Raw genomic sequence first — 23,239 nt, 5'->3', positions numbered from 1 at the left:
TGTCGCGCTGACTCGACCGCATCCCTCAGCGCTGCTACGGGCACGGTGGGTCGTCAGCGGCGACACCGTCGAAGGTAGTCCTGCCCATCCATAGGTGACGAATAAGACTGCCGATTTCAGACATCGGAATTTCGATGGGTTACCAGACACCGGGCCGCGCTTGCACGTGCAGGCTTACTCGGCGTGACCATGGCTTCCGGCCGTCCCACGAACCGGCTCTCGGCATGGATCACACCGGCCGGGTCGACTGTGAGCCCGACGGCACATCAGCCCTGGCGAGCTTCAGGCAACCGCGTTCGCGCAGACAACACACCGGTCACCCTCACCGGGCCACCAGGGACCTCCGCCCGAGCCGGGCAGGTGGTGGAGCCATACTGGACAAATGACAGAGACGGGCCAGTGCCGACAGGACCCTGCGCACAGTGTGCTGGGCGGCTGCCCGGACATCGGAAGTTTTCGATTCTGGTTCGACGATCAGCGGTGGGAGTGGTCCGAGGACGTCGCCGCGATGCACGGCTACTCCCCCGGCGAGGCCGAGCCGTCCACCGAGCTGGTGCTGAGCCATCAGCACCCCGACGACCGCGAGCGGGTCGCCGAGACGCTCACCGACGCCATCGAGACGGCTGCCCCGTTCTGCAGCCGCCACCGGATCATCGACACGTCGGGCGACACGCACGACGTGATCGTGATCGGCGAACAGATGCTCGACGAGCAGGGCGCCGTGGTCGGCACCGCGGGCTACTACCTCGATGTCACCGAGACGCTCCAGGACAACCGCCAGGAAGCTCTCGACGACCTGCTGCCCGACCTCATCGACGCCCGCGCGGTGATCGAACAGGCCAAAGGCATCGTCATGTTCGTCTACGGCATCAATGCCGAACAGGCGTTCCGGGTGCTGCGCTGGCGCTCGCAGGAAACCAACGTCAAGATCCGCACGCTGGCGGAGCAACTCGCCTCCGACGTCGTCGCGATGGGCGGTGCGCTGGTTCAGCAGCGCACCCATTTCGACCATCTCCTGCTGACTCTGCACGACCGCGTGACGTAATCCGGACCTGCCGCCGATCGACCGGCGCATGCTCCGGGCCTGGGATGTAGGAGCGCCCGCGACGTGCACCAGGCCACTGCCCCATCAATCGTGGGATACCGGTTCGGGGCGCAGGGCGGCAATGGTGGCGCGCAACGCGTCTGCGGTGGGGGTCGGTTCTATGCCGAATGCGGCGGTGGCGGCGGAAGAATCTATGACGAACGGACGATCGAACTGGTAGCGCAGCTCGGTCAGCTCGCGGGCGTCGGGATTGAAAAGCCCAGCGGCCCAGAGCATCGCGGCGGGCATGCGGCCGACGCGTGCAGGTGGCGCATCGGCGACCGTCGCGGCCAGTTCGGCCAGCTGGCGGATGGACATCGGCGGCGCCGTCGGTGTATGCCATGCTCGCCCCCAGGCATTCTCGTCATCCGCTACCGCGACCAGAGTGCGCGCGGTGTCACCGACATCGGTCCAGCTGTGCGCGGTGTCCAGATCAGCGGGGAACAGCACCCGGCGGCCGGCCAGCACCGCGGGCAGCGCCAAGGCCGTGAATACGGAATTCGCCCCGGCGCCAAGGTAATCCGACCCACGCACCTCGGCGGTGCGGATTCGGCCCGCTTCGTGGGCGGCCAGCGCCTCGGCCCACAATTCCGCCCGCACCCGCCCTTTTCCGCTGTTGGGGCGCAGCGGTTGCCGCTCGGTGATCGACCCGTCGACCTGCCCGTAGCCATACAAATTTCCGACGCTGAGCAATCCGGCGCCGGTCACCTCCGCCGCCTGGAGCACAGCGGCGGCAAGTGGCGGGAAGTCGGCGGTCCAGCGGTGGTACGGCGGCTGAGCACACTGGAAGACGACGCCCGCGCCCGCACAATGCCGGCTCAACACCGCGGCATCGGTCGCGTCGGCGGCGATACGTTCGATCAGCGGATGATCGGGGCCGTGACCGCGCCTGGTGATCAAGCGCACCCGGTCGCCGCGCGCGGCGAGCAGCTGAGCGGTGGCGGATCCGACCGGACCGGCTCCGATGACGACATACAGGGACATGGCAGATCCATCCTGTCGTGTGTTCCGTTTGGAGAACACCGTTCTCTCTTCAGGGAAGAAGATAGCCGCGAACGGCGATCTATGTCAAGAACAGTGTTCACATATCGTACACACGTTCTCTGAGCGTTTACTTGTTCTCTATACTTCGGGCATGTCCGCCCCTTCGCTGCGCGCGCGTGTCCGCTCCGAGATGACCGAGGAGATCAAGGCCGCCGCGCGCAGGCGATTGGCGATGGATGGCGCGAACCTCTCCCTGCGCGGGGTCGCGCGCGATCTGGGCATCGTCGCGTCCGCGCTCTACCGGTACTTCCCGAGCCGCGACGATCTGCTGACCGCCCTGATCATGGAGGCCTACCAGGCGCTCGCCGACGCCGCCGCCGATGCCGACGCGAGAATATCCGCCACCGATCTGCGCGGGCGGTGGCTTGCGGTGTGCTCTTCCGTGCGGGAGTGGGCGGTGGCACATCCGACCGAATACGGCCTGCTGTACGGCAATCCAGTGCCCGGTTACGACGCACCGGAAGACACTGTGGCGCCTGCGGCGGCGGTGGTGTTCCGGCTCGTCGCCATCGCGCAAGCAGGTGCGAAAGAGCTGACGGCGCCGCCGCTTCCGACTCCACTGCCCGCCCCCGTGCGCGCCGACCTGCGCCGCCTCATCGAGCGGCAATCCTCCGACCTGCCCGAGGAGGTTCTCGACCGCGTATTCGTCGCCTGGACCCACCTGTTCGGCCTGCTCAACTTCGAAATCTTCGGCCGCCTCGACAACACCATCGAAGCCCGTGCCGAGTACTTCACCCACCACATGAACCTGATGGCGGATCTGGTCGGCCTGCCGTAGCCGGTCCGGCATCGAATCGGCCGACAACTTCGGCCACGCATAACACCGATCGCCGATCGGCGTGTCTCCCCTCGGCCTGCGGCCACCGCCCGCCGCTCGACGCTACGGTGACAGCACCGAGATACGCCGCGTTCCACTTGACGACCGAACATACTCATTCGTGGAGGAACATTGCCGAGCTCGTTCACTCGAAGGGGATTTCTGACCAGCGCGGCCACCTCGGCGACGGCGGCGGCCGCCGTCTCGGCCGGAGCCGCCCCGGGCAGAGCGCGAGCGGACATCGATCCGGACAAGCCGAACATCCTCGTGATCATCGTGGACGAGATGCGCACCCCCATGTGGTTTCCCGAGCAGGGGATATTGGATCGCGTGCTGCCGAATATCGCCCGGATCCGCGAAGGCAGTGTGTCCTTCGAGAACCACTACACCGCGGCGAACGACTGCACACCGGCTCGCGGTTGCCTGCTCACCGGCCTCTATTCGCAGCAGACCGGCGTGATGGTCGTGTCGGAGTCGACGTTGACGCCGTTGTTCCCGACGTGGGGGTCGATGCTGCGCGAGCACGGGTACGACACCACCTACTGGGGCAAGTGGCATCTCGGCAGCTACCCGGATCGCACGCCGGGCGCGCTCGAGGCGTACGGCTTTCACGGCGGCACCTATCCCTCCCCCAATGGCGCACCGGGCCAAGGGCTGCAGGCGGATCCGAAGATCGTCGACCAATTCGTCGACTGGTTCCACAACGATTCCGGCAGCGCACCCTGGTGCACCACCGTGTCGCTGGTCAACCCGCATGACATCCAATGGTGGCCGCGCTGGACCCGGCGCGACCAATTCAACGCCGACATCCCGCGCTGGATGAACGACCTTCCGCCCAATTTCGAATCGCTGGAACAACTGTCGAAGAAGCCTCGGCTGCAGATGGCGCTGGTGGAGGTCTCGGCCGCGGCATTCGGGCCCGCGCCCTACGGAACGCCGGAAGCCGTGCATGCCTGGATCGACATGCGCAACCTCTATCTGTGGGCCCAGCAGCAGGTCGACATCCAGATCGGGCGGGTGCTCGACACCCTGAACTCCCGCCCCGAGGTCGCGGCCAACACCGTCATCGTCTTCACCTCAGACCACGGCGATTACGCCGGTTCGCACGGCCTGCACGGCAAAGGCGGCGCCGCCTACGACGAGGCGATCCGGGTTCCGCTCTACGTCCACGATCCGCGCGGCTACTTCAGCCCGGTCGCGGGTACGAGCACCAGGAGCCAGCTCACCTCCAGCGTCGATTTCACGCCCTTGCTGCTCACCATCGCCACCGGCGGAAATGGCTGGCGCGGCGACGGACGCTACGAACACCTCAGCGGGCGACTGGACATCGCCGCGCTGTGCCGTAATCCGGGCGCCGCGGGCCGTCCCTGGGTCGCGCACACCACCGACGAGGACTCGATCGAAGAGGCCGCGATCCTGTTCAACCAGAACGCGCCGGGCCATGTGGCGATGGTGCGCACCGCCGACGCGAAATTCACTTCCTACTCTCATTGGGTGCGCGGCCAGATCCAGATCGATGCGGCGCAAGAGCAGGAATTCGAACTCTACGACTACAGCGCCGATGGCGGCCGGCTCGAGCTCGACAACCAGGCCGCGACCGGAAACCCGTTGCGCGGGGAGATGGAATCGCTGCTGGACAACGTCATCCGGAACGAGATCCAGCAGCCGCTGCCGCCGTATCTGCGGGCCGCCCAAGAGGAAGGCATCGGCGACTACATCGCAGCGCAGACGAACGTCTTGGTCCAAGCCGAGCGGATCGGTAAAGCCCTGCTGGATCTGGTGCCCCCGCCCTAGCCTCGCGCTCAGCCTGGTGCTGCCGGTACCAGTGTTATCGGGCTCCTGTTACCGGTGCCCGGCACATCGCAAGCTCGAAGCATGACACAGACCATCTCGCCCGGTGCGGCGGCGACGCGCGCCGCCACGCCGCCCGCCGCGCTGGGAGCGCGGCGTCCACTGGCCATCCTCATGGTCATCCTCACCGGCCAGTTCATGGCCGTGCTCGACGCTTCCATCGTCAACGTGGCGATTCCCTCGATTCGCGGCTCGTTGCACACCAGCGGCTCGGCTCTGCAGCTGATCGTCGCCGGTTACGTCATCGCCTACGCCGTCCTGCTGGTCACCGGCGCGCGCCTGGGCGACCGGTTCACCCAGCGCCGCGCGTTCATCGCGGGACTCGCCGCGTTCACGCTGGCCTCGCTGGCCTGCGGTCTGGCTTGGAACGAGACGTCGTTGATCGTCTTCCGGTTCGCACAGGGTGTCGGCGCGGCGGCGATGGTGCCGCAGATCATGACGCTCATCCAGCGCGTCTTCACCGGCGACGCCCGGGCGAGGGCGCTCAGCCTGTATTCGGCGATCATCTCCGGCGGCATGGTCGCCGGACAGGTGCTCGGCGGGCTCATCGTCAACGCCGACCTGTTCGGCAGCAGCTGGCGTGGCGTGTTCCTGGTGAACGTGCCGATCGGCGTCGTGCTGCTCGCCGTGGCGCCGCGCGTCCTGCCGTCGGCGACCCAGCGCGTCGAACGCAAGCTCGATCTGCCCGGGTTGGCGACACTCACCGTGTCGGTGCTGCTGCTGGTGCTTCCGCTGGTGCTGGGCCGAGAACTGGATTGGCCGCTGTGGTCGTGGATCTCGTTGGGCGCCAGCGTTATCGGCCTCGCACTGTTCGTGACCATCGAACGACTGGTGGCGGCGCGCGGCGGCGAACCGCTGTTCGCCCGGCCGGTCCTCGCGGCGCCGGGACTGGTGCTGACGGCGGTCACGTTGTTCGTGGTCATGGCGACCTTCGGCGGCTGGATGTTCGTCATGGCGATCCACCTGCAGAGCACTCTCGGCTACAGCGCGCTGCACGCGGGTCTGCTGTTCGTCCCGCTCGGAGCGACCTTCGCGGTGGCCAGCCTGAACTGGGAGCGGATCCCGAATCGGTTCCACCCCGCCATGATTCCGCTCGGCCTGGTGCTCGGGGCGGCGAGCATGGTCGCGCTCGGCGCGCTGCTGCGCGACCGGGCCGACGTCGGCGTGATCGCGCTGGTGCTGCTCGGCCTCTGCGGCCTCGGCAATGGTCTGGCGTTCAGTCCGCTCATGACGCGCACGCTGGCCAAGGTGCCGATGACCCTGGCGGCCGATGCCAGCGGCATTCTGGTGACCACCGTGCAACTCGGCATCGTGGTCGGCATCGCCACCTTCGGGTCGCTGTTCCTCGGCCTGGCGGGCAGCACGGTGTCGAGCGCGGCGCACGCGTTGGGCGTCACGGCGATCGCCGAGGGGGTCACGGTCCTGCTCGCCGCGGCGTTCTCGGCCCGCGCGGCGCGGTAACCGCACAGCGGCGTGCGCCGGAGTGCCGCACGGCTCCGGCGCACACTGCTATTCGACAACCTTCGAATCATCGCGACGCAAACCATCGCGCCGGACTGCCGCCGCCCGCCATGCTCGGAGAGGGTGCGCCGTCGGCGGCCCGAGCCGGGTCAGCGCCCGCTCGGGCTGTCGCGGCCGGGCGTGCACTGTGTCGGTCGCGGTACGAAAGAGGTTGTCGAATGGGCGTTCTCGCGCTCGGCATAGAACTCGACGGCGAGGGATTTCATCCCGAGGCGTGGCGGCATGCAGCGCATGCGCCGGATCGTCTGCTCACCGCCGACACCGTGCGCACCCGGGTCGCCGCCGCCGAGAACGCCGGGTTCACCCTCGCCACGTTCGCCGACTCGATCCTGCCCGGGGCGCTGCCAGGACGGATGGACGCGGTGACCCGGGCGGCGTTCGTCGCGGCGACGACCAGCACGATCGGACTGGTGCCCACGGTCGCGACCACCTACGCCGAGCCGTTCCACACGGCCTCGCAGGTGGCCTCGCTCGACTACGCGTCGCGCGGACGGGCCGGATGGATCGCCGAACGCGTCGAGGACCCCCGCGCGGCGGCGACCTGGGGCCGCCCTCCGGTGCGCGGGGACGCCGAGCTGGCCAGGGAGCAGCGGGATTCCATCGAGGTGGCGCGCCGCCTGTGGGACTCCTGGGAGGACGACGCGGTGATCCGCGACTACCCCAGCGGCCGGTTCCTCGACCGGAACAAGCTGCACTACATCGACTTCCAGGGCGAGAGCTTCGCGGTGAAGGGGCCCGCGATCGTGCCGCGGCCGCCGCAGGGACAGCCGGTGGTGTTCGGCGCCGAGGGCGAGGTCGACGTTCGGCTGGTCGCGGCCGATTCGGTCTCCGCCGCGATCGAGGCGGGTGCGCACGCGCGTTCGGCGGGTGCTCCGCTGGTCTTCGCCGAGCTCGACGTCACGCTCGACACGCCCGCCGCGAGTGCCGCGGAGCGGTTCGCCACGCCACCCGGTTCCGGTGGCCGACCGGCGTTCTCCGGCTCGGCGCAAAAGCTGGTCGGCCTGCTCACCGAACTCAGTGCCCATTTCGACGGCGTCCGGCTGCACCCCGCGGTGATCGACGAAGACCTGCCCGTGCTCACGCGCGAAGTCCTGCCCGGTCTGCTGCGCACCGGCGTGGCGCACCGCCCGGTTCCCGGTTCGACGTTGCGCGCCAACCTCGGCCTGGCCCGTCCCGTCAACCGCTACGCCACCACACGCTGAGCACCAGGAGACCGTTCCCGTGACCGACTTCCCGCGCCCCGACGCCCAGGTCCACTTCGGCGTCTTCTTCCAGGGCGTGAACCACACCACGATCTGGTCGGAACCGTCCAGCGGATCGCAGATCGATTTCGAGACCTTCCGCAAGGTCGCGCAGACCGCGGAGCGCGGCCTGTTCGACGCGTTCTTCCTCGGCGAGGGACTGCGCCTGCGCGAGCAGGACGGCGTCATCCTCGAACTGGACATCGCGGGCCGTCCCGACGCCATCACGCAACTGGCCGCACTGGCGGGCATCACCCGCCACATCGGCCTGGTCGCCACGCAGAACACGACCTACAACGAGCCCGCCGACCTCGCACGCAAGCTCAGCGGGCTGGACCTGCTGTCCGGCGGTCGCGCGGGCTGGAACGCGGTCACCACCGACAACGCCTGGACCGGCGCCAACTTCCGCCGCGGCGGCTATCTGGACCACGCGCTGCGCTACGAACGCGCCGCCGAATTCGTGGCGACGGTGCGCGCGATCTGGGACGCCTGGGACGACGGCGCGATCGCGACGTCGCAGCAGAGCCCGTCGTGGGCGCGCGCCGACGCCATCCACCCGGTCGAGCGGACCAGCGACCACTTCCAGGTGACGATCACCCCCACGCTGCCGCGCAGCAGGCAAGGACATCCGGTCATCTTCCAGGCCGGTGACTCGCCGACCGGCCGCGATTTCGCCGCGGCGCATGCCGACGTCATCTTCTCCAGGCACGGAACACATTTCGACGACGCGCTCACCTTCGCCGACGACATCCGGTCCCGCCTGCGTGCGGCGGGACGCCCGCAGGACGACATCCGGATCCTGCCCGGCACCCAGATCATCCTCGCGGAGAAGGAATCCGAGGTCGAGGAGAAGGTGCGCTGGGTGAAGAACGGCCAGTACACCGGCCGGACCGCGCTGTCGCTGGCCGGTCAGGTCTGGGGCCGCGACCTGTCCGGACTCGACCCGGACGGCCCACTGCCCCCGGACGACCCACAGCCGCGCCCGATTTCGGAGACCAGAGGGGCGCCGCGTTCCGGACAGGACCCGCTGGCCATCGCCCGCGAATGGCGAGCCAGAGCCGAAGCCGAGAACCTCTCCCTGCGGGAGGTCGTCATCGCGACAACCGAACGCTCCGGCTTCGCGGGCACCCCCGCCCAGGTCGCCGACGAACTCGCCCGCTGGGTGCGCCACGGAGCCTCCGACGGATTCAACATCTCCCCCTACCTGGTCCCCGGCGGACTCGACGAGATCGTCGACTGGCTGGTCCCCGAACTCCAGGAGCGCGGGGTCTACCGCACCGAATACACCGGCACCACACTGCGCGAGCACCTCCGGTTGCGGGAACCGCTCACCCGCAGGTCCTGACGCGAACCCACCCGAGCCGCCGTCTCGAGACGACGTTTCCGGCTCGACGCGGACACTTTCTCAGCGGCTCTCCGGCGAGTTACCGCTGGGCCGTTGCCGCTCTACTTCGCGCAGGACGTCGGCGAGGACAGTAACCACCATTTTGCGGACGTCGGCGACCTCCGGTGGAGTGGCTTTCCGGTCCGCGTACAGCAGATGCCCCGCCCCGATCAGAGTGGGTGCGAGCGTGTCGATGTCGGCTTCTGCCGCGATCCGGCCCAGTTCGCGCTCGACCGTGAGGTAGGACGCGATCATGGCCGCGGCTTCCGTCACTACCGGCAGGCCGACCAGCCCGGCCCTGCGCAGGCGGGCGCGCAGTTCGTCCCGGAAGGTGATGAGCGGAACGATCGCTCCAGCGATCGACCCGAACAGGTCCGCCAGCGCGCTGGTGATGTTGTCCGCGACAGCGGCGGTCCCGGCTGCCTCCCGCAGGGCGACGGCTCGACGCTCGATCCGCTGAATGCGATCGAGCACGAATTCGGCCAGGAAGGCGTCGAAGTCGTCGAAATGCCGGTGCAGCACGCCCTTGGCGCAGCCTGCCTCCATGGTGACCGCCCGGCTGGTCAGCGCCATCGCCCCGTCCCGGAGCAGGACGCGTTCGGCGGCGTCGAACAGCTGTGCACGCACGTCGCGGATGTGTATCCCGGTCGGCACCCGGCTTCCGTCCTTTCGATCATGAGAGCTGGCGTAGTGGGCATCCGCCCACTAAGGTGGGCGCATGCCCACTCTACCCGATCATCCTTCGCATCCCCCGGTGAACGAGTCTCATCGAGCCCGTCAGGTGGCCGAGTCGTTCGGCGTGGACGCGGCGCGGTATCACCGGTCCCGGCCCCGCTACCCCCAAGGCATGGTGGAGGCCATCGTCGCCGCGAGCCCGGGGCGCGAGTTCCTCGATGTCGGCATCGGTACCGGGATAGTCGCCCAGCAATTCCGAGCGGCAGGCTGCACGGTGCTCGGAGTCGAACCCGACGCGCGCATGGCCGATTTCGCGCGACGCGACGGAACCGAAGTCGAGGTGGCCACATTCGAAGCCTGGGATCCGGCCGGACGGACGTTCGACGCCATCGTCTCCGGGCAGACCTGGCACTGGGTCGACCCGATCGCCGGGGCGGCCAAGGCCGCCGAGACGCTGCGGCCCGGCGGCCGGCTGGCGGTGTTCTGGAATGCGAGTCAGCCACCCCGCGAACTGGAGGAGGCATTCGCCGAGGTCTATCGCAGCGTTTTGCCCGACTCGCCGATTGCCCGCCTGGCTACGACTTCGGGGCCGGAGGCGTACGCGATGATGTGCGACAAGATATCCGACGGAATCCGGCAGGCGGGCACGTTCGAGGAGCCGGAGCAGCGGCAATTCACCTGGGAGCACCCGTATTCCCGCGACGAGTGGCTGGAGCTGTCATCCACCACCGGCATCACCACCCAGCTCCCGAAGAACGTCCTGGACGAAGTACTGGCAGGCCTCGGTGCGGCAATCGATGCGGTAGGAGGCAACCTGGTGTGCCGCTACACCACTGTCCTGATCACCGCGGCCCGAAATCCTGCCGCCTGACGATTCCTGTCTCAGAGAACGGCTTCGATCGCCGCGACCAGTGCGGGCGACTCCGGCGTCACGGTCGGGCGGAAGCGGCCCGCTACCTTTCCATCGCGGTCGATGAGGAACTTCTCGAAGTTCCACTGGATATCACCGGCGTTGCCGTCGGCGTCGGCGGATTCCACCAGGGTCCGGTACAACGCGTGCCGGTTTTCGCCGTTGACGTCGGTCTTCTCGAGCAGCGGGAAGTCCACGCCGTACGTGGTGGAGCAGAACTGCTGGATCTCCTCCGCGGTGCCCGGCTCCTGGCCCATGAATTGGTTGCAGGGCACGCCGACCACGCGCAAGCCGCGGGGGCCGAACGACCGGTGCAGTTCGACCAGGCCGGAATACTGCGGTGTCAGGCCGCATTTCGAGGCCACGTTGACCAGCAGGACGGCGTTGTCGCCGACCAGCTCGGCCAGCGTGGTCGGCTCACCGGACAACGTGCGTAGCGGTACGTCTCGAAGGCTCATTCGTATCGGACCTGCCCATTCTTGATCGTCGACCCACCCCGACGGCCACGGTACCGGATCGTCCGGGTGGGCGGTCGTCGTCGGTGCGGTGTTGCGAACCGCGCTCAGCGCAATCTGGTTCGGCGCATGAGTCGCAGCGACATCAGCGTCGTCTTCAGCTGCTTGTCGTAGGGCTGACCCGCCCGTGCCGCGAGCACCTGCTTCTTCAGCACGCCGACGTTCACGGTGTCGGTGTATTTCAGCAGGCCCTGGTCGCCGTGGCGGGTGCCGACGCCGGACTGCTTGACCCCGCCCGACGGCGTGGCTTTGGCGGCGTAGGTTGCGACGAAGCCGTCGTTGATGTTGATATTGCCCGCCTGCAACTGGGCGGCGATGCGGTTGGCGTGTGCCAGGTCGCGGCTCCAGACGCTGGCGTTCAAGCCGTAGTCGGTGGCGTTGGCGAGGCGGACCGCCTCCTGCTCGTCGGAGAACGGATATACGGTGACGACCGGGCCGAAGGTTTCCAGCGTCGCGTGGGTCATCTCGGGTGTCACACCGGTCAGCACGGTGGCTTCGTAGAAGGCGGGGCCGATGTCAGGGCGCACTTTACCGCCGACGTGCACGGTGGCGCCTTTGGCGCGGGCGTCTTCGACGTGGGCGGCGACCCGTTCGAGGTGTTGCGGGGAGACGAGGGAGCCGAACTCCGGTGTGTAGTCGTAGGCGGCCCCGATCTTGCCGTTCAATTCCGCTGCGGCCGCGACCAATCGGCGCAGGAACTCGTCGTGGATGTCGCGGTGCGCATAGATCCGTTCGATGTGCATGCACGCCTGCCCGGAGTTGGCGAACGCCGCGAACACCGCGCCGGGGATCACCTCGTCCAGGTTCGCGTCGGCGAGCACGATCATCGGGTTCTTGCCGCCGAGTTCCAGGCTGCACCCGATGAGATTGCGTCCGGCCTGTTCGCCGACGATCCGGCCGGTGGCGGTGGAACCGGTGAACATGACGAAATCGACGTTGTCGATCAGGGTCGGCCCGATGTCGGGTCCCTCCCCGCACACCACCTGTGCGAGTCCGCGCGGCAGTCCGGCGCGGTGCAGCAGCTCGACGCCGAAGAGCACGCACAGCGCGGTCTTGTTGTCCGGCTTGAGCACGACGCCGTTGCCCGCCATGAGCGCGGGCACGGCGTCGGACAGGGCGATGGCGAAGGGGAAGTTCCACGGGGCGATCACCGCGACGAGGCCTTTCGGGCGATGCTCCTCGGTCGAGGTGGTCAGCAGCGGCATCGGACCGCCGCGCCGTTTCGGCCGCAGCACGCGGCGCGCGGTCTTCAGGTAGTGACTGATCACCATCGGCACGTCGCAGGATTCCTCGACGGCCATGCGGCGGGTCTTGCCGCAGCCGATCTGGATGAGGTCGGCGATGGTCTCCACGTCGCGCAGGATCAATTCGTGGGCTCGTTCGAAAACGCGCAAACGCTCCCGCAGCGGCAGCGCGGCCCATGCGGCCTGCGCGGCACGGGCGTTCGCGCACGCGGCCAGTACGTCCCGCGGTGTCGACTGCGGCAGCTCGCCGACCGGCGCGCCGGTGTAGACCTCCGTCATCGGGAACGCCGCCGCGCTACCGTCGGCGGCGACCAGGCCGGTCAGCCGCTCGATCAGCTCCCCGGTGATCCTGGCGGGCACGGCGCCCGCCGCCTTCTCGGTGTGTGCTGTGCTCATCGGGTCTTCTCCATGACGTCGGGCATCGCCGCAGGTGCCGGGCCGGATACCGGACCTAAATTAGAACACGTTCCGGTTTTCGTCCATGGTATTCGCCCCGGCGGCGCGTGCCTACCCGCCGAGAGCGGAGATTCTCGTTCAGTCGTCCGCGATGAGGGACAACGCCTGGGTCGGGCAGTAGCGGACCGCGCGCTGCACGTCGGCCCGCGACGACGAATCGGCGGCCGCGTCGAGAATCTCCACTTTGCCGCGCTTGGGCACGTGGAACGCGTCCGGCGCCTCGTCCTGACACACCGCGTGCCCCTGACACAGATCCAGATCCGCCAGCACTCGCATCGTCACCCTCCGTTCTCCTCGCCGGACGAGGCATCGAGCGGACGCACCGGCGCCTCGGGTTGCACCTCCACCAGGACCAGATGCGCGCCCCGCGGCGTCGACACCACCGCCACCACCGCGGCGGCCAGGTCTGCCGCACGCAACATATACGGATGCCGGGCGAATCCCCAGGCCTTCCAGTCCTCCAGCAGCGGACCGACGACCTCGGGCGTGGAGTCCATGCCCATGCCGGTGAGGGTGGGGCCAGGCCGCACCAGCGAAGCGCGAATGCCGGTGCCCTCCAGCTCCATTCGCATCTGCGCGGCCATCGCCTCCAGCCCGGCCTTCGCGGCGCTGTAGGCGCCGGTTCGCGGGCGTGGCTCCGGCGCGCAGTCGGAGCTGATCAGCACGACGTCACCGCGTTGCCTGCGCAGCATGCCGGGCAGCACCCGGTGCACCAAGCGATGCGCGCCGACGAGATGGACGTGCACCTGGCGCAGGAATCGTTCCGGATCCATCGCGTGCACCTGGCCGAACTCGATGTCGCCCGCGCTGGACACCAGGATCTCGGTGGGCCCCACCGCGGTCTCGGCGGCGCGCACGAACTCCTCGACCGAGTCCGGCTCGGTGACATCCAGCCGGTGCGCGAAGGCCTCGCCGCCGTTCGCGCGGATCTTGTCCGCCAGCTCGGCGCACTGCTCGACGCGCCGAGCACCGAGCGCCACCGGGTGGCCGAGTTCGGCCAGTGCCATCGCGGTGGCCGCGCCGATCCCGGAGGACGCCCCCGAGACGAGTGCGGGCCTGCGTTCCGGATGGGGTGCGAATCTGGGCACTATCGGACCTCCACGGCGATCGGAAGGTGCGCGAAACCGCGCACGTTCGAGGAATGCACGCGCGCGATGCCGGACTCCAGCACGCCGTAGGAGCGCACTCGCGAGGCGAACTCGCGCAAGGCGACGCCCGCCTCCAGCCGCGCCAGATGCGCGCCGAGGCAGAAGTGCACGCCCGCACCGAAACTGGCCAGTCCGGATTTGTCGGCCCGATCGATGCGGAAGCTGTCGCCGTCGTCGAATACTTCGGGATCGCGGTTGGCCGAGCCGATCAGCAGCAGCACCTTGGCGCCAGCCGGAATGGAACCGTCGTGATAGGCGAGGTCCTCCGTCGCGGTGCGCGCGATTATCTGGCTGGAGGTGTCATAGCGCAGCGTCTCTTCCACCCAGTCGGAGACCAGATCCGGATCGGCGACCACCTTCGCGTACTCCCCCGGATTCCGCCCACCCCAATACAAGGCATTGCCCAGCAGTTTCGTCGTGGTCTCGTTCCCGGCCACCACCATCAAGAACAGGAATCCGATGATCTCCTCGTCGGACAACCGGTCGCCGTCGATCTCGGCGTCCAGCAGCGCCGAAGTCAGATCCTCGCGTGGCGCACGTCGCCGCTCGGCCACCATCTCGGTGTAGTAGCCCAGGAGTTTCATGGATGATTCCGCCGCGGCCAGCGGGATATCGAGCACGCCGTCCTCACGGTGCACGACCAGATCGGCCAGCCTGCGGATCTCCGCGCGGTCGGTCTCCGGCACGCCCATCAGCTCGGAGATCACGTCCATCGGCAGCTTGCCCGCGACCTGGTCGATCCAATCGAACGTCCCGGCCGCCAGCGCCGGTTCCAAGTACGACAGCGTCAACTCCCGGATGCGGTCCTCCATCTCCGCGACCCGCTTCGGCGTGAAGCCCTTGTAGACCAGCCGCCGCATCCGCATATGCCGCGGATCGTCCATCGCCAGAAACGACATCACCCGATGCGCGTGCGGACCCCATGCCGCCGGATCCAGCGAGACGCCGTTCGCACTCGACAACCGCGCGCTGTCGCGAAACGCTCCGGTCACGTCCGCGTGCCGCGACAGCGCCCAGAAATCCAGGTCCGGGTTGTGATACAGCGGCGCCTCCTCCCGCAGCCGCCGGTAGGTCGGATACGGGTCCTCGTGGAACCGGTAGTCGTATGGATCGAACGTCACCGGCTGCACTGCCGCCGTCATCGGCCGCCCTCCGAATTCGGTAACAGGTTCCGCTGGATGCCAAAGTCCGGAGACAGATAGCTGGACATGTGTCTGGACACTACCATCGCCTCGTTACCCCGACAATCTTTCGGCGCGACACCTCGACTATCGCGCATCGGAATGCGCGAAACCGAGAAACCACAGCAGATCGGCAACCCCCGGCTCGAACCTCGGTGAGAATGATCAGTTGGAACCTGTTATTGTCACTGCCGACAGGCCGAGACTATATTCCGTACACTTGTCCAGACAGGATCGGAGCCAGGTCATGAACAGCCTCCTGCCCGCCGACGGATCTCGCCTGCTGATCGGCGGCAAGCTGGTCGAGGGCGCCGACGGAGTCTTCGCGACGGTGAACCCCGCGACCGAGGAGATCCTCGGCCACGCCGCGAACGCGAACGCGAACGATCTCGACGCGGCCATCGATGCCGCGCGCACCGCGTTCGACACCACCGACTGGTCGCGCGACCACGCCTTCCGCGCCCGCTGCCTCGAACAGTTACGGGACGCGCTGCAATCACACGTCGAGGAACTGCGCGAGCTCACCATCGCCGAGGCGGGCGCACCGGCCATGCTCACCAGCGGACCGCAGTTGGAAGGCCCGGTCGCCGACCTGGGCTACGCGGCCGGGCTCGCCGAAACCTATGCGTGGGAAACCGATTTGGGTGTGGCCGAGCCGATGGGCATCAAGACCCGTCGCGTGCTGCGGCGCGAGCCGGTCGGCGTGGTCGGGGCGATCACGCCGTGGAACTTCCCGCACCAGATCAATTTCGCCAAACTGGGCCCCGCGCTCGCGGCGGGGAACACCGTGGTGCTCAAGCCCGCCCCGGACACCCCGTGGTGCGCGGCGGCGGTCGGGGCGATCATCGCCGAGGAGACCGACATCCCACCCGGCGTGGTGAACATCGTGACCTCCGCCGACCACGCGCTCGGCGCGCGGCTCACCGAGGACCCGCGCGTCGACATGATCAGCTTCACCGGCTCCACGGCCACCGGCCGCGCCGTCATGACCGGCGCCGCGACGACACTGAAGAAGGCGTTTCTGGAGCTCGGCGGCAAGTCGGCGTTCATCGTGCTCGACGACGCCGATATCGCGGCCGCCTGCTCGGTGGCGGCGTTCTCGGTGTGCGTGCACGCCGGGCAGGGATGTGCGCTCACGACTCGCCTGCTGGTCCCGCGCGCCGCCTACGACCGGGCCGTGCAGGCCGCCGCGGCCACCCTCGGCGCGATCCCGCCGGGCGACCCCGCCGACCCGCGCACCGTCTGCGGCCCACTCATCTCCGAACACCAGCGCGCCAGGGTCGAACGCTATCTCGATATCGCCCGCGCCGAGGGCGGGCGGATCGTGGTCGGCGGCGGCCGCCCGGCTCAGCGCGAGCGCGGGTTCTTCATCGAACCCACCTTGATCGCGGACGTGCCCAACACCGCGACGGTCGCGCGCGAGGAGATCTTCGGCCCGGTGCTGGTGATCATCCCGCACGACGGTGACGAGGACGCCGTCCGCATCGCCAACGACTCCCCCTACGGCCTCTCCGGCTCGGTGTGGGGTACCGACGCCGAACGCATCCGACGCGTCACCGAAGGCGTGCGCACCGGGACCTTGAGCGTCAACGGCGGCGTCTGGTATTCCGCCGACGCCCCGTTCGGCGGCTACAAGCAATCCGGCATCGGCCGCGAGATGGGCGTCGCCGGATTCGAGGAATACCTGGAAACCAAATTGATCGCCACCGCCGGATGAACCGTCCCTGCCGGACAACACAGAGGAGCTGAACTCCATGGCCCGTTTCACGGGAAGATCCGCCATCGTCACCGGCGCCGCCCAAGGGATCGGCGCGGCCTACGCGCAGGCGCTGGCCGCCGAGGGCGCGAGCGTCGTCGTAGCGGACAAGAACGCCGACGGCGGTGCCGCGGTGGTCGAGAAGATCGTCGCCGACGGCGGCACCGCGGTGTTCGGGCTCCTCGACGTGTCCGATCCGGAATCGGCCACCGCGCTGGCCGATTTCGCCGCCGCCGAGTTCGGCGGCATCGACCACTTGGTGAACAACGCCGCGATCTACGGCGAGATGAAGCTGAATCTGCTGCTCACCGTGCCGTGGGACTACTACAGGACGTTCATGAGCGTGAACATGGACGGCGCGCTGAACATGACCCGCGCCGTCTGGCCGCACATGTCCAAGCGCGGCGGCGGATCGATCGTCAACCAATCGTCCACCGCCGCATGGCTGTATTCCAGCTTCTACGGCCTGGCGAAGGTCGGCGTCAACGGATTGACCCAGCAGCTGGCGTTCGAACTCGGCGGATCCAACATCCGGATCAACGCCATCGCGCCGGGCCCGATCGACACCGACGCCACCAAATCGGTGACCCCCGACGTGATCGTCGACGACATCGTCAAACGCCTGCCGCTCAAGCGGATCGGCACTCCGCAGGATCTCGTCGGCGCCTGCCTGTTCCTGCTGTCGGACGAGGCGAGCTGGGTCACCGGGCAGATCTTCAATGTCGACGGCGGACAGATCGTGCGGTCATGAGGGAGCGCAGCGAGCGAACCATCGACACAGCCGAGCACTCACTCGTGCCGGAGCCGAGCGTCAGCGAGGTGCAGGCATGAGCGAGCGCGTCGGATTTCTCGGCCTCGGCAATATGGGTGCGCCGATGGCCCACCGTCTTTTGGGCTGGCCGGGTGGGCTCGTGGTGTGCGATGTCCGCCCGGAGGCGGTCGTGCGCTGCACCGAAGCCGGGGCGGCGGCGGCCATCTCCCCCGCCGAGTTGGCCGAGCAGGCCGCGATCATCTCGATCACCGTCGTGAACGACGCGCAGGTCCGCGAGGTGGTCACTGGTCCCGATGGAGTGCTGCGGACCGCAGCGGCCGGAACCGTGGTGGCCGTGCACTCGACGATCAGCGACGACACCGCCGAGGAGCTCGCGGCGGTCTGCGCTGAACGCGGCGTCGAACTCGTGGACGCGCCGGTCAGCGGAGGAGCGCCCGGCGCCGCCCGCGGCGCGCTCGCGGTCATGGTGGGTGGCAGCGCGGCGGCGTTCGAGCGGGTGCGCGAACCGTTCGGCTGCTTCGCCGATCTCATCGTGCACGCCGGGCCGGTCGGCGCGGGCACGCGAATGAAATTGGCGCGCAATCTCTTGCATTTCGTCTCCTTCGCCGCCGCCGCCGAGGCGCAGCGCCTTGCGGAGTCGGCGGGCCTGGACATCACCGCGCTCGGCAAGGTGGTGCGGCATTCCGACGCGGTCACCGGCGGCCCGGGCGCCATCATGCTGCGCGATTCCACCGCGCCGATCGAGGACGGCGACGCCTGGCTGCCGATCCTGCGGCACGTGCGCGATCTCGGCGAGAAGGACCTCGGACTGGCCCTGGAACTCGGCGAACGGCTCGGCACCGCGCTGCCGCTGGCCGAACTCGCCCTCGACCGGCTCGGACCGGGACTCGGCGTCGGTACGGGCACATCATCGGAAAGGCATCCATCATGAGCGACAACGGTTCCGCCGACACCGTGCGGCAGCGCGGACTGGCCAAGATGGCCGAGGTGTACGGCACCGAATTCCAGGACTACCCCGGCGCCCATTTCGCCGTCACGGCCGACCACCTCTTCGCCGACATCTGGTCGCGTCCGGGGCTCACCATTCGCGACCGCAGGCTGCTGCTGCTCGGCGCGTTGACCGCGCAGGGCGCCATCGACACCGCGGGCATCCAGATCGGGGCCGCGCTGCGCAACGGCGAACTCACCGAAGAGCAGTTGCACGAGGTCGCGGTGTTCCTGTGCCACTACGTGGGTTGGCCGAACGGCACCAAACTCGACCTGCTGGTCGGCACGATAGTCGCACAGCAGAAGAAGGCCGCCCGCGAGCAGTCCGAACAGTGAAGGACCCGAATCATGTCCGATGCCACCAGCATTCGCCCGCTGCGCGCCAGCCGCGTCACGACCTGGGACCACCGAGCCGACGTGGTCGTCGCGGGTTACGGCATCGCCGGGGTGTGCGCGGCGATCGAGGCCGCCCGCGCGGGTGCCGAGGTGCTGATCCTGGAGCGCACCGGCGGTTGGGGCGGCGCGGCCGCGATGGCGGGCGGGTTCATCTACCTCGGCGGCGGCACACCGTTGCAGCAGGCCCTCGGTTTCCCGGACACGCCCGAGAACATGGCGACCTTCCTGTTGGCCGCGCTGGGTCCCGGCGCGGACGAGGCGAAGATCGCCGATTATTGCCGCGGCAGCGTGGAGCACTACAACTGGCTGGTCGCGTGCGGTGTGCCGTTCCGCGAGGCGTTCTGGGGCGAGCCGGGCTGGGAGCCGCCGCACGACGAGGGACTGATGTACTCCGGCGGAGAGAACGCCGCGCCGTTCAACACCACCGCCGAACCGGCTCCGCGCGGCCATGTCCCGCGCATGGCCGACAAGCGCACCGGTCAGAAGAGCGGCGGCTACATGCTGATGAAGCCGCTGGCCGAGACCGCGGAGGCGCTCGGGGTCGGCGTCGAGTACGACATGCGGATCGCGCGATTGATCGTCGACGACGACGATCGCGTGGTCGGAGTGCTGGCCCGCCGCTACGGACAGGAGGTCGCGGTGCGCGCCGAGCGGGGCGTCGTCCTGGCCACCGGCAGCTTCGCCTATCACAAGGAGATGGTCGAGCGATACGCTCCGCGACTGATCGGCAGACCCGCCGCCGCGATCGAGGAACACGACGGCATCGGCATCCGGCTGGCGCAGGCACTCGGCGCGGAACTGGCGCACATGGACGCCACCGAGGTGGCGTTCTTCGGCGACCCGCAGCTGTTGGCGCGCGGCATCCTGGTCAACGGACGCGGCCAGCGCTACATCCCCGAGGACACCTATCCCGGCCGGATCGGGCAGGCGACGCTGATCCAGCAGGACAACCAGGCGTATCTGGTGATCGACGAAGCCTCCTACGAGGAGGCGCTGGCCACCGAGACCTCGACGCCGTTCTTCCGTCAGCCGCCGACTTGGGCGGCGGAGACGGTCGCCGAACTGGAGGCCGAGATGGGCCTGCCGGGGCGGGCGTTGCAGTCGACCGTGGAGTGCTACAACCTGCACGCCGCCGACGGAAGAGACCCGCTGCTGGGTAAGAAAACGGAATGGGTGCGCCCGTTGCGTGGTCGGCTGGCGGCGTTCGACATGCGCGGCCGCACCGCGGGTTTCACTCTCGGCGGACTGCGCACCGACCTCGATTCCCGGGTGCTGCACGTTTCCGGCGAGCCGATCGCGGGTCTGTTCGCGGCGGGTCGATGCACCTCCGGTCTTTGCGCGGGCGGCTATGTCAGCGGTGCGTCGCTGGGCGACGGCAGCTTCTACGGACGGCGAGCTGGCATCGCCGCGGCCAAGAACTGAACCACTCGGTCCGGCCTAGTAGTATCCAGACACATGTCCGAACCCGATTCCGTCATGCTGGAGGCGACCCGCCGCAGGCTCTCCGGCAAGCAGGCCGACACCGTGGACAAGCTGACCCGCTCGGCGGTGGAAGTGCTTGCGCGCGAAGGCTTCGCGGGCATGACCATCCGGATGGTCGCCGCCGCGGCCGGCGTCGGGACGGCCACCGCGTACACCTACTTCTCCTCCAAGGAGCACTTGGTCGCGGAGATCTTCTGGCGGCGGCTGGTCGCTTCCCCCTCACCGGTCAGCGACGACCCGGATCCGAAGATCCGGGTGATCGCCGAGCTGCGCACGATCGCCATGCTGGTGGCCGACGAGCAGGAGCTCTCCGGCGCGGTCACCAGCGCCCTGCTCGGCCGCGACCCCGACGTGGAGCACCTGCGCGGGCGTATCGGGACCGAGATCCGCAAGCGCATCATCCGCGCGCTCGGCCCGGATCCGGATCCGGACGTGGTCGAATCGCTGGAGTTGCTCTACGCGGGCGCGCTGGTGCGGGCAGGCATGGGCTATGGCTCGTATTCCGAGATCGCCGACCGGATCGAGGTCTCCGCGCGACTCATCCTGCGCTAGCGTGGACCGCGACTTCATCCGGGTTCGCCGAAACCGAACCCGCCGCGCACACTTGCTCGTATCTTTGCCGTAGTCGGTGCAGATCGGAGAGGGAACAGTGCAACCAGGTGGGCTTTCCGCGGACTACGTCGTCGTCGGCTCGGGATCGGCCGGCGCGGTGGTGGCCAATCGGCTCAGCGCCGATCCCGGCACCACGGTGGCGCTGCTCGAGGCCGGTCCGCCGGACAAGAACAAATTCGCCCACATCCCCGCCGGGTTCGCGAAACTCTTTCGCTCCGAGGTGGATTGGGACTATCTCACGCAGCCCCAGCCGGAGCTGAAGAACCGCGAGATCTACTGGCCGCGCGGCAAGATGTTCGGCGGCTCGTCCTCGATGAACGCCATGATGTGGGTCCGCGGGTTCCGCGCGGACTACGACGAATGGGCCCTGCTGGCCGGTGACGAGTGGGGCTTCGCCGCGGCCGTCGAGCAATTCCGCCGCATCGAACGAGTGGAGAACGCCCAATATCCCGACGAGGGCACCGCGGGTCCGCTGCACGTCTCCCGCCAGCGCAGTCCACGCGCGCTCACCGCCGCCTATCTGGCCGCGGTCGAAGAGGCGGGCTATGCCGTCGAGCCGCCGAATCGTCCGCAGCCGGACGGGTTCAGCCAGACCATGGTGACCCAGCGCGTGGGTCGCCGCTGGAGCACCGCCGACGCGTACCTCCGACCGGCCCTGCGCCGACCGAACCTCACGGTGCGCAGCGAAGCGCTTGCCACGAGGGTGCTCTTCGACGGCACGCGCGCTGTCGGCGTGGAATACCGCCGAGGCGGCGCCACGCACACGGTGACCGCGCGACGCGAGGTGGTGCTGTGCGGCGGCGCGATCAACACCCCGCAACTGCTGATGCTCTCGGGCATCGGCGACCGTGACGAGCTGGCTCGCTACGGCATCGAGGTGCGCCACCACGCGCCCGAGGTGGGGGCGAATCTGCAGGACCATCTGGTCGCGGCGCTCGGCTACAGCGTGGCGGGTGATTCGCTGTTCGGCGCCGAGAAGCCGCGCCAATTGCTGGACTACCTGATCCGGCACCGCGGCATGCTCACCTCGAACGTCGGCGAGGCATACGGGTTCGTGCGCAGCAAGCCGGATCTGGAGCTGCCCGACCTGGAGCTGATCTTCGCGCCCGCGCCGTTCTTCTACGAAGGGCTTCAGGACCCGACCGAGCATGGTGTGGTCCTGGCTTCGGTGCTGCTGCGCCCGCAGAGCCGAGGCCGGATCTCGCTGTCGGCCGCGGACCCGTCCGCCAAGCCCGTGATCGATCCCCGCTATCTGTCCGACAGCGCGGGCGCCGACCGCGCCGCCCTCATGGCCGGATTGCGCGTGTGCGCCCGCATCGCCGCCGAGCCGTCGATGAAGGCGGTGCTCGGCCCACTGATCTACCCGCCGCAGGCGCCCGCCGAACCGGAAGCCGTGCTGGAGCTGACGCTCAACTCCTACTCGCACACGCTCTACCACCCGGTGGGCACCTGCCGGATGGGCGCCGACTCCGCCAGCGTCGTCACGCCACGGCTGGAAGTGCGTGGCGTGCAAGGACTCCGGGTCGCCGACGCCTCGGTGATGCCGCTGATCATCCGCGGCCACACGCACGCGCCCACGGTGTTCATCGGCGAGCAGGCGGCCGAGTTCATCCTCGCCGGATAGCTTCGGGCCGGTACCTTCCGGTGCGTACGAAGGCGCGACTGGGTTCGGGGGCAGTGCCGCACCGACGACTGAATCTCGCCTGGCGCGTTCCCCGACCGGCTTACGACGCGATGGACAGCGCCAGCGAAGCAGCCGCCGACACGAGGTAGGGCAGCGGGTATCCGATGTGCGTGTACCAGCGCGCCCGGATCACGGTCAGCACCGCGCCGAGGAAGTAGACGACCAGCCCGGCGGCCGCGGCCACGCCGATCGGCGGCACCGCGAGACCGACCAGCAGCCCGGCGCCGCCGACCGCCTTGATGACCGCCAGCGGCGCGAGCCACGACTCGGGAACCCCGTACGCTTTCATGTTCGTGCGAACCCACTCGGCGCGGACGACGTCGATGCCCGCGGCGAGCAACGCGGCCGCAGCCGCGAGCACCGTGGCGACGACATAGGCGATGGCCATACGAAATACCCTTCTGTCCTGGTCGCGCCCGTCTGTGCGGTGGAACGGCGGCAAGGTGACGCCGCACCACGGTCACCTGGGCGCTGTCGAA

At 68.7% G+C, this 23,239-nt stretch carries 22 protein-coding genes; 14 read left to right on the top strand and 8 right to left on the bottom strand.

The window, feature by feature from the left end; all coding sequences use genetic code 11:
* The first annotated feature begins 382 nt into the window (after positions 1-382).
* Positions 383-1,045 carry a PAS and ANTAR domain-containing protein gene (locus tag ON34_RS11850; RefSeq protein WP_040778260.1) on the top strand — a complete coding sequence of 221 codons (663 nt, stop codon included), beginning with the start codon at positions 383-385 and terminating at the stop codon, positions 1,043-1,045.
* A gap of 84 nt (positions 1,046-1,129) precedes the next feature.
* Here the strand turns inward: ON34_RS11850 and ON34_RS11845 are convergent, their stop codons facing one another.
* Positions 1,130-2,068 (bottom strand): NAD-dependent epimerase/dehydratase family protein, encoded by a 939-nt coding sequence (locus ON34_RS11845; RefSeq protein ID WP_040778258.1) that lies wholly within the window; start codon positions 2,066-2,068, stop codon positions 1,130-1,132.
* Between the two features lie 151 nt (positions 2,069-2,219).
* Between ON34_RS11845 and ON34_RS11840 the strand changes: the two genes are divergently transcribed.
* From ON34_RS11840 to ON34_RS11820, 5 genes are all read left to right on the top strand, one after another.
* Complete coding sequence (locus tag ON34_RS11840) at positions 2,220-2,906, top strand: TetR/AcrR family transcriptional regulator (RefSeq protein WP_040778255.1); 687 nt, start codon at positions 2,220-2,222, stop codon at positions 2,904-2,906.
* A gap of 171 nt (positions 2,907-3,077) precedes the next feature.
* Positions 3,078-4,739, top strand: a complete 1,662-nt coding sequence (locus ON34_RS11835) for a sulfatase-like hydrolase/transferase (protein ID WP_063821662.1) — start codon at positions 3,078-3,080, stop codon at positions 4,737-4,739.
* 81 nt (positions 4,740-4,820) lie between these two features.
* Positions 4,821-6,257: an MFS transporter gene (locus ON34_RS11830; protein WP_169333861.1), complete on the top strand. Its 1,437-nt coding sequence runs from the start codon at positions 4,821-4,823 to the stop codon at positions 6,255-6,257.
* Positions 6,258-6,475: 218 nt separating this feature from the next.
* The gene (locus ON34_RS11825) at positions 6,476-7,519 is read left to right on the top strand and encodes an LLM class flavin-dependent oxidoreductase (RefSeq protein ID WP_040778251.1); all 1,044 of its coding nucleotides are present in this window, start codon (positions 6,476-6,478) and stop codon (positions 7,517-7,519) included.
* A gap of 19 nt (positions 7,520-7,538) precedes the next feature.
* Positions 7,539-8,903, top strand: coding sequence for an NtaA/DmoA family FMN-dependent monooxygenase (locus ON34_RS11820; protein WP_040778247.1), 1,365 nt, complete (start codon positions 7,539-7,541; stop codon positions 8,901-8,903).
* Between the two features lie 60 nt (positions 8,904-8,963).
* Here the strand turns inward: ON34_RS11820 and ON34_RS11815 are convergent, their stop codons facing one another.
* Positions 8,964-9,596, bottom strand: a complete 633-nt coding sequence (locus tag ON34_RS11815; RefSeq protein ID WP_174372027.1) for a TetR/AcrR family transcriptional regulator — start codon at positions 9,594-9,596, stop codon at positions 8,964-8,966.
* A 64-nt stretch (positions 9,597-9,660) separates the two neighbouring features.
* Here ON34_RS11815 and ON34_RS11810 point away from each other — a divergent pair, with 64 nt between their 5' ends.
* Positions 9,661-10,488, top strand: a complete 828-nt coding sequence (locus ON34_RS11810) for a class I SAM-dependent methyltransferase (RefSeq protein ID WP_040778244.1) — start codon at positions 9,661-9,663, stop codon at positions 10,486-10,488.
* Positions 10,489-10,499: 11 nt separating this feature from the next.
* On the opposite strand, the gene ON34_RS11805 is transcribed toward ON34_RS11810, so the two are convergent.
* The 5 genes from ON34_RS11805 to ON34_RS11785 all read right to left on the bottom strand — a co-directional run bounded on the left by ON34_RS11805 (position 10,500) and on the right by ON34_RS11785 (position 15,032).
* Complete coding sequence (locus ON34_RS11805; protein ID WP_040778240.1) at positions 10,500-10,985, bottom strand: glutathione peroxidase; 486 nt, start codon at positions 10,983-10,985, stop codon at positions 10,500-10,502.
* Between the two features lie 104 nt (positions 10,986-11,089).
* Positions 11,090-12,682 carry a succinic semialdehyde dehydrogenase gene (locus tag ON34_RS11800; protein ID WP_051022396.1) on the bottom strand — a complete coding sequence of 531 codons (1,593 nt, stop codon included), beginning with the start codon at positions 12,680-12,682 and terminating at the stop codon, positions 11,090-11,092.
* 138 nt (positions 12,683-12,820) lie between these two features.
* On the bottom strand, positions 12,821-13,018 hold the full coding sequence (locus ON34_RS11795) for a ferredoxin (protein WP_040778238.1): 198 nt from the start codon (positions 13,016-13,018) through the stop codon (positions 12,821-12,823).
* A 2-nt stretch (positions 13,019-13,020) separates the two neighbouring features.
* Entirely contained in the window at positions 13,021-13,830 is an 810-nt protein-coding gene (locus ON34_RS11790; protein WP_040778234.1) for an SDR family oxidoreductase, read from the bottom strand.
* The gene (locus tag ON34_RS11785; RefSeq protein WP_040778229.1) at positions 13,830-15,032 is read right to left on the bottom strand and encodes a cytochrome P450; all 1,203 of its coding nucleotides are present in this window, start codon (positions 15,030-15,032) and stop codon (positions 13,830-13,832) included. The genes ON34_RS11790 and ON34_RS11785 overlap by 1 nt, the downstream gene beginning before the upstream one ends.
* Before the next feature lie 286 nt (positions 15,033-15,318).
* Between ON34_RS11785 and ON34_RS11780 the strand changes: the two genes are divergently transcribed.
* The 7 genes from ON34_RS11780 to ON34_RS11750 all read left to right on the top strand — a co-directional run bounded on the left by ON34_RS11780 (position 15,319) and on the right by ON34_RS11750 (position 22,700).
* On the top strand, positions 15,319-16,788 hold the full coding sequence (locus ON34_RS11780) for an aldehyde dehydrogenase (RefSeq protein ID WP_040778226.1): 1,470 nt from the start codon (positions 15,319-15,321) through the stop codon (positions 16,786-16,788).
* A gap of 37 nt (positions 16,789-16,825) precedes the next feature.
* The gene (locus ON34_RS11775) at positions 16,826-17,578 is read left to right on the top strand and encodes an SDR family oxidoreductase (protein ID WP_040778224.1); all 753 of its coding nucleotides are present in this window, start codon (positions 16,826-16,828) and stop codon (positions 17,576-17,578) included.
* Positions 17,579-17,654: 76 nt separating this feature from the next.
* On the top strand, positions 17,655-18,530 hold the full coding sequence (locus tag ON34_RS11770) for an NAD(P)-dependent oxidoreductase (RefSeq protein WP_040778222.1): 876 nt from the start codon (positions 17,655-17,657) through the stop codon (positions 18,528-18,530).
* Complete coding sequence (locus tag ON34_RS11765; RefSeq protein WP_040778219.1) at positions 18,527-18,922, top strand: carboxymuconolactone decarboxylase family protein; 396 nt, start codon at positions 18,527-18,529, stop codon at positions 18,920-18,922. Before ON34_RS11770 ends, ON34_RS11765 begins: the two co-directional genes overlap by 4 nt.
* Positions 18,923-18,934: 12 nt before the next feature.
* Positions 18,935-20,404 carry an FAD-dependent oxidoreductase gene (locus ON34_RS11760; protein ID WP_040778216.1) on the top strand — a complete coding sequence of 490 codons (1,470 nt, stop codon included), beginning with the start codon at positions 18,935-18,937 and terminating at the stop codon, positions 20,402-20,404.
* A gap of 33 nt (positions 20,405-20,437) precedes the next feature.
* Positions 20,438-21,016: a TetR/AcrR family transcriptional regulator gene (locus tag ON34_RS11755; protein WP_040778213.1), complete on the top strand. Its 579-nt coding sequence runs from the start codon at positions 20,438-20,440 to the stop codon at positions 21,014-21,016.
* A 97-nt stretch (positions 21,017-21,113) separates the two neighbouring features.
* Positions 21,114-22,700: a GMC family oxidoreductase gene (locus ON34_RS11750; RefSeq protein ID WP_040778211.1), complete on the top strand. Its 1,587-nt coding sequence runs from the start codon at positions 21,114-21,116 to the stop codon at positions 22,698-22,700.
* Between the two features lie 100 nt (positions 22,701-22,800).
* Here ON34_RS11750 and ON34_RS11745 read toward each other — a convergent pair whose 3' ends face one another.
* Positions 22,801-23,148 carry a DoxX family protein gene (locus ON34_RS11745; protein ID WP_040778209.1) on the bottom strand — a complete coding sequence of 116 codons (348 nt, stop codon included), beginning with the start codon at positions 23,146-23,148 and terminating at the stop codon, positions 22,801-22,803.
* Positions 23,149-23,239 lie beyond the last annotated feature (91 nt).

Origin of the sequence: Nocardia pneumoniae NBRC 100136 (genome assembly GCF_000308755.1) — a bacterium.
Lineage (GTDB): Bacteria > Actinomycetota > Actinomycetes > Mycobacteriales > Mycobacteriaceae > Nocardia > Nocardia pneumoniae.
The sequence above is the reverse complement of the archived record's forward strand: the minus strand, read 5'-3'. Positions and strand labels throughout refer to the sequence as shown.